11 protein-coding genes and 1 riboswitch are annotated in these 11,967 nt (G+C 34.9%); of the genes, 2 read left to right on the forward strand and 9 right to left on the reverse strand.

Features of this window, described 5'->3' with window-relative positions:
• From VNJ50_RS06860 to VNJ50_RS06890, 7 genes are all read right to left on the reverse strand, one after another.
• Positions 1–485, reverse strand: a 485-nt coding sequence (locus VNJ50_RS06860; RefSeq protein WP_325580297.1) for a DUF3307 domain-containing protein, incomplete at its 3' end; no start/stop codon positions are given.
• Complete coding sequence (locus VNJ50_RS06865) at positions 482–1,099, reverse strand: transcriptional regulator (RefSeq protein WP_325580298.1); 618 nt, start codon at positions 1,097–1,099, stop codon at positions 482–484. The genes VNJ50_RS06860 and VNJ50_RS06865, both read right to left, overlap by 4 nt.
• Before the next feature lie 128 nt (positions 1,100–1,227).
• Positions 1,228–1,794, reverse strand: coding sequence for an acyl-CoA thioesterase (locus tag VNJ50_RS06870; protein ID WP_414652872.1), 567 nt, complete (start codon positions 1,792–1,794; stop codon positions 1,228–1,230).
• Positions 1,784–3,133 carry a DNA recombination protein RmuC gene (rmuC, locus tag VNJ50_RS06875; RefSeq protein ID WP_414652873.1) on the reverse strand — a complete coding sequence of 450 codons (1,350 nt, stop codon included), beginning with the start codon at positions 3,131–3,133 and terminating at the stop codon, positions 1,784–1,786. The genes VNJ50_RS06870 and rmuC overlap by 11 nt, the downstream gene beginning before the upstream one ends.
• Positions 3,134–3,250: 117 nt before the next feature.
• Positions 3,251–4,042, reverse strand: a complete 792-nt coding sequence (locus VNJ50_RS06880) for an ABC transporter ATP-binding protein (RefSeq protein ID WP_325580300.1) — start codon at positions 4,040–4,042, stop codon at positions 3,251–3,253.
• Positions 4,043–4,057: 15 nt separating this feature from the next.
• Positions 4,058–5,080, reverse strand: coding sequence for an iron ABC transporter permease (locus tag VNJ50_RS06885; RefSeq protein ID WP_325580315.1), 1,023 nt, complete (start codon positions 5,078–5,080; stop codon positions 4,058–4,060).
• Positions 5,081–5,133: 53 nt separating this feature from the next.
• Positions 5,134–6,285: an ABC transporter substrate-binding protein gene (locus VNJ50_RS06890; protein ID WP_325580302.1), complete on the reverse strand. Its 1,152-nt coding sequence runs from the start codon at positions 6,283–6,285 to the stop codon at positions 5,134–5,136.
• A gap of 111 nt (positions 6,286–6,396) precedes the next feature.
• Positions 6,397–6,591: riboswitch (cobalamin riboswitch) on the forward strand.
• Positions 6,592–6,620: 29 nt separating this feature from the next.
• Between VNJ50_RS06890 and VNJ50_RS06895 the strand changes: the two genes are divergently transcribed.
• Complete coding sequence (locus VNJ50_RS06895) at positions 6,621–8,450, forward strand: TonB-dependent receptor plug domain-containing protein (RefSeq protein ID WP_325580304.1); 1,830 nt, start codon at positions 6,621–6,623, stop codon at positions 8,448–8,450.
• Between the two features lie 4 nt (positions 8,451–8,454).
• Positions 8,455–9,522 (forward strand): YncE family protein, encoded by a 1,068-nt coding sequence (locus tag VNJ50_RS06900; protein WP_325580306.1) that lies wholly within the window; start codon positions 8,455–8,457, stop codon positions 9,520–9,522.
• A 71-nt stretch (positions 9,523–9,593) separates the two neighbouring features.
• Here the strand turns inward: VNJ50_RS06900 and VNJ50_RS06905 are convergent, their stop codons facing one another.
• Both VNJ50_RS06905 and VNJ50_RS06910 read right to left on the reverse strand, forming a co-directional pair.
• Positions 9,594–10,937 carry a sensor histidine kinase gene (locus VNJ50_RS06905; protein WP_325580308.1) on the reverse strand — a complete coding sequence of 448 codons (1,344 nt, stop codon included), beginning with the start codon at positions 10,935–10,937 and terminating at the stop codon, positions 9,594–9,596.
• Positions 10,927–11,967, reverse strand: a 1,041-nt coding sequence (locus VNJ50_RS06910) for a sigma-54 dependent transcriptional regulator (protein WP_325580310.1), incomplete at its 5' end; no start/stop codon positions are given. The genes VNJ50_RS06910 and VNJ50_RS06905, both read right to left, overlap by 11 nt.

Raw genomic sequence — 11,967 nt, forward strand, 5'->3', positions numbered from 1 at the left:
ATACCAGCATCTTTAAGGGATTCATTGCCTTCCATAAGTTTTGAAATGTTCCATTTTAAAAAGATGGTTTTCATGAGGATGGATACGGGAATGGTCAAAAAAATGATGCAAGTAATGAGTAGGAGCGTGCGTTCATTAAAAACAGTTTCTAATGAAATATCAGGTTTTGTAAAAAATATTGTAACCCCAATAATGACCAAAATATGCAGCAGTTGATCTAAAAAAAAGAATAAGCGTTTTGTTTTTTTAGTTTGAACGATCAGTTTAACAGCGTCAATAATATAATGAGAAACTCCGACGCAAAGTATTATCGGCCATGTTGAAACATCCCAAAGCAATATAAATAATAGTGCGATGTGGATAGCAATGTGAACATAGAGTTTTGTAGATTTTAGTTTCTTTTCCTTTTCATCTTTGACCCAAGATGTAGGTTGAAGAAAAAAATCACCAATGAGATGAGCGAGTATAAGTTTTAGGAAAATCATGCCAAAAGTTGTGTTATTTTCTTCTGATAAAGTTGTTCCAATTGTAATATCAAATCTAATTGTGCGCGTTTTTGCCTACTGCTCACTGCATTCTGATTGATACCTAGTTGTTTGCCAAGTTCTTCTTGAAGTGCTTGTGGTTGTTCCATGTATAATTTTACGATTTCTGCTGAATTGGTTGTCCAATTATCCATGATCGTCAAAGCCAATCTAAAATATAAATTGAGTTCTTTATTCAATTGGTCGTCTGTCGTTTTTATTTTCAGGTTGACTTTTTCTTTTTTCAATTGCTCTAAAGTTTCACCCGAAAATTGAAAAGCTTCCCCATTAGATTCCAGAATACTTTTACCGCTAAAATTTTTTTCACCTACACCTATGGCAATCCTTATATCCAAACCTTTGATGGTTTTTATACAAGCTTTTATATATATGGCCGTTTTGAGACTTTCAACAGCATTTTGTATTTCTAGTTGAAAACTGTCACCTCTATATATTTCCCATAGCGCGCTTTGTCCAGAACATTTTGTCAATGCGTCTTTTAAAGTAGATAGCCATAACTCAGGGGTTTTGATGGATCGTGATTTGATGATGTCTCCTGTTAAAATACTGGTCATAATAAAATTCTTATTAATTATCACTTATTTGTGTGATAATGAATATTATCGTCTTTTTAATTGATAAATATAATTATCATCATTTTAAGTGATATTCAAATATATCGTGTAATTGTGAGATATGCAAATTATAAAAGATCAACTTTAACCTTATAAGCTTCTAAAATATGTAAATAATCATTTGGTGAAAATTCTTTTTTCTCAAACTCTCTTCGCCGCAATTCCTTTTCTTCATTGCGTTTGATACACTTTAAAAAACGCCTGATTTCATTTTTGCTACCCAATATCAAACCAGGTACTTCAACTGATTTTCCGTTGTTGTCCTTGGCTACCATCGTGAAATATGAGGAATTACAATGTTTTATAACACCCGTTGTAATGTTTTCGGATTCTACTCTAATACCCACTACCATGGAGGTATTGCCCACATAATTGATGGACGCTTTCATGGTCACCAATTCGCCAATTTCAATGGGATTTAAAAAATCGACGGTATCTACAGATGCCGTAACACAATAGGTTTTAGAGTGTTTGGAAGCACATGCAAATGCAATCTGATCCATTAAATTAAGAATATAACCACCATGAATTTTTCCGTTAAAGTTGGAGTTTGATGGCAGCATCAATTCAGAAAATAAGATTTTTGAAGCTTCTACTTTTTTATAATTCGAGTCGTTATGTAAGTTATTCATCATTATTGGCACGATTTAAAAGTTTTTCGTTTTGTTGTTTGCTGGCTTTTGCGCCAAGAGTTTTCAGCTTTTCTACGCGTGTTATCAAATTTCCGCGTCCTGTTAATTTGGTCATGGCACTTTCGTAAGATTTCTGAACTGTTCCTATTTGGTTGCCAACTTTGATCAATTCGTCGGTCAAATTCACAAACGAGTCATATAATCGCCCTGCTTGGAGGGCTATTTCAATCGCATTTTCTTTTTGTTTTTCATTTTGCCACATACTATCAATGGTTTTTAAAACCGCAAGAAGCGTAGTGGGCGTGACGATGATAATATTTTTTTCAAAAGCATCATTATATAGGGATGGATATTCTAAAGAAGCAATGGCAAATGCCGATTCGATGGGGATGAACAGCAATACAAAATCTGGACTTTCCGTTGTGTAAATTTGATGATAGTTTTTTTCGCCCAATTCATTCACACGCTTTTTAATTGCTAATAGATGGTTTTTTAAATGAATATTGCGTTCCGATTCCTCGGTTTCATTAATATAACGTTCATAAGCATTTAAGGAGACTTTAGAATCTACAATCATTTTTTTTCCTTCAGGTAAGGCGATAATCACATCGGGCATAACGCGTTTACCGTCATCTGTGGTAAAATTCTGCTGTACAAAATATTCACTATCTTTTTGAAGTCCGCTGCGTTCCAAAACACGTTCCAATACTAATTCGCCCCAATTGCCCTGCATTTTTGTATCGCCTTTCAAAGCCTTGGTAAGATTGGAAGTTTCTTTGCTCATTTGCTCATTCAGTTCTTTTAAACCTAAAATCTGTCGGCGCAAATCGGCACTTCTCGTAATGTCTTCCTTATTGGTTTCTTCCACACGCTTTTCAAAATGTTGGATTTTTTCGTGTAAAGGTTTTAAAATAGCATCAATGTTTTCTTTATTTTGAACGGTGAATTTGGTCGATTTTTCTTCAAGAATTTTATTGGCCAAATTTTCAAATTCTGTGGTGAACTTTTCTTGAAGTTTTTCAACTTCGGCTTTTTGTTCCTTGTTTTTTATGGATAAATTATCGAAATCGGCGTTTTTACGTGTCAATTCAGTATTTAGAAAATCTTTTTCCCTGCGGATATTTTCTCGGTCAATTTCAATTTTTCGTATTTCCAATTCAAATGTTTTTTTTGAATCATCAAGTAATTGTTGAAGATTTAAAATGCGCTCTTCAAGTGTATTTTGTTCGCCTTTGATCTTGAGTTTAGCAATGGTAAAGCCAATGTAAACGCCAATTCCGCCCGAAACAAGAATGGTGATTATAAGAAAAATAGTATCGTTCATTTGATAAATGGGTTTCATCAAAGATAGATTTTTTAACGTGAAGTTTGTAATGGAATTACGAAGCTGACGATTAGAAATTGTAATAAAACTTCTTGTGATTTAGCTAATTATTGAGCCATATTGATGATCTGCCCATTATTTCCTGACCTTAAACGATCCAGTGTTTTTGTCAAATTCTATCAGATCATTCGGAAAAAGTTGATTAAAAGTATCGTTGGCTATTAGATCACAAGGTTGGCCCGAGATCACATCATCTTTTGTCATTACAATCATGGCATCACATAACTGAATGGCCAAGTCAATTTCATGCGAAGAAAATAAAATGGTTTTGCCCGTTTCTTTGGCTAGTTTCTGCAATAATTTTAAAATGTAAGCTTTGTGGTACATATCCAAATGCGATGTGGGTTCATCAAGAATAATCAAATCGGTTTCTTGTGCTAAAGCACGTGCAATCATTACTTTTTGGAGTTGTCCATCGCTCAATTCAAAGCATTTTTTAGATTTTAAGGCTTCAATATTGGTTTGTTGCAATGCGTTATTAGTAATGTCAATATCTTCTTTTGATAAATTTCCAATCCAGTTGGTATAAGGTTGACGACCTAAGGCCACCAATTCAAAAACGGACAGGTTTTTTGAAGCTACGGGTTCAGTGAGTACAAGACTCAGTTGTTTGGCCAAGTCACTAGGATTGTATGTTACCAACGCTTTTGAGTTGATAAAAATCTCACCTTTTAGAGCTTTTTGGACGCTTGTTAAAGTGCGTAATAAGGTCGATTTCCCAATGCCGTTGGTGCCTACCAAACCTATTAATTGTCCTTTTTCCAAAACAATATTGATCGGGCCAGCTATCACATTTTCTTTCTTTTTGGAAGTGTAGCCAATAAAAAGATCTTGGGTTTTGAGGACGATATTTTGGAAGTCTTTCACTGATCAGAACTATTATTAAAACAACATTTTACGTTTATTCACCAACAGCCAAATCACTACTGGCGCGCCAACTAACGATGTTATGGCATTGATAGGTAAGGTATAGTCGCTAGTTGGGAATTGGGCAATACTATCACAAATTAACATCACAATAGCGCCAAATAAAAACACGGCCGGCAATAGGATTTTATGGTTTGAAGTATGAAATAGTTGTCGCGTCATGTGCGGAATGGCCAAACCTATAAAAGCGATAGGCCCCGCAAATGCCGTAATCGTTCCGGCCAGCAGGCTGGTGGCAATGATGATGATAAATCGGCTTTTCTTTAAATTGATTCCTAAACTTTTAGCATAGTTTTCTCCTAATAACAAGGTGTTCAATGCTTTTATTGAAACCATGGCCATCAAAATTCCGATAAGATAAATGATCAATAAAATTAAAAGCTCCTGCCATGATAAATTGCCCAAACTTCCAAAACCCCAGAAAATATACTGTTGTAATTGTTCGGCAGAACTGAAATAGGAGAGGACGCTGACCGCAGCCGACGTGATACTTCCAAACATCAATCCAATAATTAATAGCGCCATGGTGTCGCGCACTCTTGAGGAAACAATCATGACGGCCAATAAAACTAAAAAACTACCTAAACTAGCGGCAATTATCACGCTCCATTTAGAAATTAAAAATGAGGCAAAAATCCCACCAAAAAAGCCTGAACCCAAAATAACCAAAGCCACACCCAAACTTGCTCCAGAGCTGATGCCGAGAACAAAAGGTCCTGCCAATGGATTTCTAAATAAGGTTTGCATTAACAATCCTGAAATGCCCAATCCCGAACCCACTAAAATGGCGGTAAAGGCTTTTGGCAATCGGTAATTATGAATAATGTATTGCCAAGATTCATTATCGATATTACCCACCAAACTCTTAAAAATTTCCTTGGTTGGAATAGAAACAGAACCCAAACTAATGTTCACGAAAAAAAACAGGATCAACAGTACTGCTAAGATCAAAAACGGATATGTGTATTTGTTTTCCATGCATACAAGACCTAACTGGTTTTTAAAACCTATTAGATCTAACTTCAATTAGTTTATTCTAAGCGTTTAAAAAAATAAGGTTCATAGTTTTCGAGTAATTCTGGATGCGTAATTTTAATTAAATCTTTTAACACCAAATCCGGTCGTGCCATGCCCATTTCAAAATAAATCACGCCACCGGTTTTGCCTTTTGTATCGGCAAAAGAGTAAATATTTTTAGTTTTGAACGCTTTAAACTTGGTATAATGTGCGTTTGCTTTTTCAATAGCTTCCAAACTGACATAATACGACGGACTGATCCAAATATCAGCGTCTTGAGCTTTATCAAAAACAGTCTCAAAATTAAGCGAAAGACTGCCTTTATCTGTGGTTTCGCTCCATAGATAATCAGCATTAGCATCTTTTAAAAGAATAGCTTCAGAGCTGGTGCCACTTGGCAAATACCAAATATCCTTGTGCATCGCGCCACTCAAAACCGTTGGTCGTTTTGTAGCTTTCTCAGCAATTTTTTGAGCTTCTAAATAATCGTTTTCAATAGTTTTGAAAATACTATCGGATTCTTTTTCTTTATTGTAAAGGACTCCAAAAACCTTAATCCATTCCGCTTTTGCCAAAGGTGATTTTTCAATCCAATCGCCATTAAAAATTACTGGAATTCCTGCTTTTTGGATATTATCAAACGTTTTGTTATTACCATCAATTCCAAAACCAATTACCAATTCAGGTCGCAATTCCAATAACACTTCGGTATTGATACTTTCATTTTTGCCTAGATTTTTTATTAATCCTTTATCAATTAGAACTCTTGTTTTTTCTGAGGAAATAAAATCAGTATCTGGAAAACCGATCAGAGTTTTTTCAACATTCAATAAATCCAATGCTGGGATATGCGTTGTGGAAGTGACTACTATTTTTTGGATTGGTGTATTAATAATAGCTTCAAAATCAGAAGGATTTAAGTTGATTTTTGAATTGCTTTCTTTGTTGATTAAAGCATAACGATATGTTTTTTCCGATTTAGGCCAAGGGCTTTTAATTTCTAAAACTTTGTAACCTTGATGATTTTCAATAGAAAAACCATCAGCATAAGAAAGCGCTGTTTTTTCAATGGTTTCTGCATCTGATTCGTTTTGTACTCCGTTGTTTTCCTTGCAATTAACGAGAATAAAAAACAAGAGTAAAATTGATAGTTGTTTCAAAATCATGATTTTTTCTTGTCAAAAGTAATATTATTTAATGGAATGGCGGTTGGACATTCTTAAAGTTGAATCAGTAAAACCTTTTTAAGTCATGATGTTTTATCCATTTGAAATGTTTATTTTTGCACCGAATTTGGTTTGATATAATAATCTATGTCAATTAAAAGGGAATCTGGTTAAAATCCAGGACTGTTCCCGCAACTGTAAGCTATCACGCTTCATGTTACCCTTCAAGTCACTGTGCAATTAATGTCACGGGAAGACCAACATGAGGACGCAAGTCAGGAGACCTGCCAATTTCATCATCAAAAGCGACTTTCGGGTAAAGAGTCTTTTAGATTATGAAAAAACTACTTTATATTACTATTGTTTTAATTGGTGCGAGCTTTAATCAGGCTTATGCGCAGTTGGATTCCATTCAAAATATGGATGAGATTGTTTTGAGTGATGTGAAGTTAAAACGCTTTTCTTCAGGTTATAAAATCACGGTTTTATCCGATTCCGTTATTCAAAAAAGTCCGTGGTCATTGACCGATTTACTCCGATTTAATTCCAATATCTACTTTAGGGAAAACGGTTATGGCATGGTGTCATCGCCATCGTTTCGTGGTACAAATGCATCGCAAACCGCGGTGGTTTGGAATGGGATCAATATCAATTCGCAACTTAATGGCCAGATTGATTTTAATACCATCAATAATTCCAATTATAATTCTGTCGAAATAAGAAGTGGCGGTGGTAGTGTTCAATACGGAAGTGGCGCGATTGGTGGCAGTGTGCATTTAAGTAATGAGTTGACATTCAATAAACATATTGATCAAGAATTGCGAATAGGTTATGGCAGTTTTGATACTAAAAATGGCAATTATTCAATTTCGGCAGGTGCAGATAAATGGTCGTTAAATGCCGGGATTGCTTATGTAGATTCTGATAATGACTATAAATATTTGGGTACCAATAAGCATAATTCCAACGGTGAATATGATAATTTGAGTTTCAATCTCAACGCTGGGTATTTGCTCAATGAAAAACATGTGCTCAAGTTGTACCATCAAAGTTTTATTGGAAATCGTAATTTTTCAGGAACCTTGGTTGCGCCTTCAAAGAGCCGATACGAAGATGTTAACCATAGATCGATGGTGGAGTGGATTTATTTTCATGAAAATTATACTTCAAAATTAAAGGTTGTTCAGTTGCATGAAGCATTTAAATATTTTGAAAATAAGGATTCTGATTTTTATTCTTTTGGGCGTATTAACAGTTTTATAGCCAATCATAATCTGAATTTAAAACTGACAGATGCTATTGATTTACAAACCATCTTGGAGTTTTCAAAATTTAAAGGCGTCGGCGAAAGTTTTGGAAATCCTGCTCGCGATGCGTTTTCGGCAACCGCTTTATGGAAACACCAACTTTCTGATAATTTGGTTTATGGATTGAATTTTAGAAAAGATTTCACGTCCGATTTTAAAAGTCCGTTTGTGTTTTCAGCCGATGCTGCTTACCGTTTTAATGCACATTATCTCGTGCGTTTAAATGGTTCAAAAAACTTTAGAGTACCAACGTTTAATGATTTGTATTGGAATCCTGGCGGAAATTTGGATCTGCTTTCTGAATCTTCATACCAAATGGATTTAGGCCAAGAATTTTCATCAAAATATATGGATGTAAAATTGAACGGTTATTATATCAAAACTTCGGACATGATCCAATGGATTCCTGATAACATCGGATTGTCGCGACCACAAAATATTGCCAATGTCAAAAGCTATGGTGCCGAATTAGAGGTTTTCTTTAAATATCAAATCGATAATCACCATTTTAATTTAAATCCCACGTATTCTTATACGGTTTCTGAAGATATTGCCAATAAAAAACAGCTTATTTATGTGCCATTACATAAAGCTAATTTGAATTTCGGATACAGTTTTAAAGCTTTGGAAGTTGTGTATCAACATTTAATTAATGGCGAAGTTGACATCATTGGTGGGCAATTGGACGGTTATAATATGGCCAATTTGGGATTGTCTTATCAGCATCAACTTTCAAAAAAAGTGAAAACAATTTTACAGTTTAATGTCAATAATCTCTATAATAAAAACTATGAAAACATGGCATTTAGACCTATGCCCAACCGAAATTATCGATTACAATTAACTCTCAAATTTTAATATTATGAACTTAAAAAAACATTTAACAATCGCATTATCTTTAATGGTTTTATCATTTTCTTGTAGTAATGATGATGATGATAATACGCAACCAGAACCAAAAGGAACTTATGAAAACGGTATTTTTGTAGTTAACCAAGGTAATTTTGGACAAGGTAACGGATCGGTATCCTTTATATCGAACGATTTTTCAGTAAGTGAGAACACTATCTTTTCAAATGTGAATAAAAAACCGTTGGGTGATACGGCACAAAGCATGGCTTTTTATGGTGATTTCGCTTATATCGTCGTCAATTATTCTCAAAAAATTGAAGTGGTCAACCGTTATACCTTTGAATCTGTGGCAACGATTGACTCTGGTTTGGATAATCCTAGATACATGATCATTTCTAATGGCAAAGGATATGTAACAAATTGGGGAGATGGCTCAAATCCATCTGATGATTTTGTGGCGGTTATTAATTTAGAAACCAATTCGGTGTCTGCTAAAATAGCTGTTGAAGAAGGTCCCGATCAAATTATTTCTAATGAAAATACGATTTATGTAGCGCATGCTGGAGGTTATAATCAAAATAATATCGTTTCGGTAATTGATCCAAATTCTAATGAAATTACAACGACAATCACTGTTGGGGATGTGCCAAATTCCATGGTTTTTGATAAACAAGGTTTATTATATGTTTTATCTGGCGGAATTCCAGATTGGAAAGAAAATGAAACGGCCGGGAAATTGAGCATTGTTAATACAGTCAATAATACCATTTCATCAACTTTGGAGTTTGAAGAAGGGCAACATCCTTCTTATCTGGCTTTTGACGAATCGGTATATTATTATTTAAATAATGAGGTTTTTGAATTGGCTGTTGGAAGTTCAAAATTACCTGGTACTTCAAAAATTAAAGATGTCAATTTTAATTATATGACCGTTAATAACGGTGTTTTATATGGTGTCGATGCCGGAAATTATACATCAAACGGAACTTTACACAGTTTTGATTTGACAACAAATCTCGAAAAAAATTCAACAGACGTCGGATTTATTCCTGGAGCAATTTATTTTACCGCACAATAGATTTTTTTAAAAACCGCTAAAGAGCGGTTTTTTTTTGTTTGAACCATTCAGAAATATAGATTAATAGATATTTATCTCACAGAAATGCTTGAAAAGTTGTGATTAGGGAATTTTAGATGGATGATCGTTCCTTTTTCTGGAATACTTTCAACAGAAATATTTCCATTATGAACCAACATAATCTGTTTGCTTAAAGTCAGGCCAATTCCGTTTCCAGATTTTTTGGTCGTGAAAAATGGCGTAAAAATCTGTTCTAAAAGTTCAGGTTCCATGCCAATCCCGTTATCTGATATTTGGATATGTATTTCATCTTCTTTTTCAATGCCTATCAGTTTTATTTTTGGTTGCGCCGTATTTTGTAAAGCATCCATGGCATTAAGAATTAAATTGATTAAAATTTGCTCCAATAAATGTTGATCGGCCATAACTCTTAAACGGATGTTTTTCAGAATAATATCCAACTCAATCCCTTTTTGTAGCAGATTGGGTTCTAAAAGCTGGTACACACTTTCAAAAAGTTGCGCCACAGAAAGTTCCTTAAAATTAGGCTGGTCTACTTTATTGATGAGTCGGTAACTTTTGGCAAATTGCAACAAGCCTTCACTTCGGTTTTTAATCGTGGAAATACCGGTTTTCACGTCCTTTAGCGGTCCGGTATTTTCAATATGTTCAAGGCGTTCATTAAGAGTTTCGGCCAGCGAAGAGATGGGCGCAATTGAATTCATGATTTCGTGCGTCAAAACACGTAGAAGTTTTTGCCACGCCTGATTTTCAGTTTCATCCACAGCTTTATTGATGTTTTGGTACACCACAATACGATAACTGGTGTTTTCCGTTTCAAACTCCGATAGTTGAATGAGTAATTTGATTTTTCCTTTATTGGAAAATGCCGTTTCCAGTTGTTGACTGCCCAATTTTAGCTTTAGCGTTTTTTCATAGAGATCGGGATTTCTTTTTTCCAAACCTGAAATATTTCCTAAATGTGGCGTTTCAAAAAGATTTTTAAAAGCATCGTTAATCAATTCTACTTTCCCGGAATCGGCGTGATAAAATAGAATGGCAGCATCCAACATGTTGATTATTTCTGATAAATATTGATGCTGAATTTCCTTTTCGGAGCTGATTTTTCTATAAACCGAATTGATAAGGTTGAATGAGGTAAACAACTCTTTTTCGGATGCCGATTTGTTTTTGGTAGAATAACGCCTTGTAAAATCGCGATATCTTACCGCTTCAGAAAATTCCTTAAATTGTTTTTGAAGATAGTTTTGTTGCCTGATTAATTGAATTAAAAAATAGCAGGCCACCAAAAAAATAATTCCCGAATAAAGATAATCTTCCGTAAAGATGAAATACGCAATCCCGACCGCCGTGAGTAATAAACATAGCGAATGCCATACTATTTTATAATTCATATTTTTCAATGCGTCTGTATAAAGCTGCGCGCGTTAATCCTAATTCGTTGGCCGATTTGCTGATATTTCCCTGGTTTTTATGCAATGTTTCTGCAATAGCCTTACGTTCCATGGCTTCCAAATTTTTTGAACCCAAAGTAAAAGTTGTAGTTTCGGATTTTTGTTCAATCGGTGAAAATAAAATATCATGTTCCTTAATGGTTTCACCTTCAGCCATAATCACGGCGCGTTCAATACTGTATTGTAATTCCCGAACATTTCCAGGATAATGATAATTTTTGAGTTTTTGAAGACTTCCCGAATCAAAACCTTGTAAATCTTTATGGTATTTCTGTTGATATTGATTGAGAAAGTGTCTGGCCAACAATGGGATATCCTCTTTCCTGTCGCGTAATGGTGGCACTTTAATTTCAACGGTATTTAATCGATATACCAAATCTTTCCGAAATCGCGATTCATCTGCCAATTGTGTCAATGGAATATTGGTTGCAGAAAGCAATCGAATATCAATGGGTATAGGCTGTGAAGATCCCAAGGGCAATACTTCTCGATTTTGTAATACGCTCAGTAATTTTGCTTGTTGCTGCAAATTGATATTTCCTATTTCGTCCAAAAATAAAGTGCCTTTATCAGCGGTTTCAAATCGGCCTTTTCGGTCTTCACGTGCGTCGGTAAAAGCTCCTTTTTTATAACCGAACAATTCACTTTCAAATAAGGTTTCTGTTAGTGAGCCGACATCGACTTTAACATACGCTTTAGTGTTGCGTAAGGATTGTTGTTGAATGGCATCGGCAATCAAGTCTTTTCCGGTTCCGTTTTCGCCAAGAATCAAAATATTGGCATCGGTGGGCGCAATTTTAGAGATCTTATATTGCAAATCCTCCATAATGGCTGAGGTTCCAATAATGGGATTTTCAGGATAAATGCTTTTCGTCGAAATAGAAGCTTCCGAAGTTTTATTTTGTTTTAAGGCCTCGGCTAAAGTGTTGAGCAATTGTTCGTTTTGCCAAGGTTTTACAATAAAATCTGA

The organism is Gelidibacter sp. (assembly GCF_035577925.1).
Lineage (GTDB): Bacteria > Bacteroidota > Bacteroidia > Flavobacteriales > Flavobacteriaceae > Gelidibacter.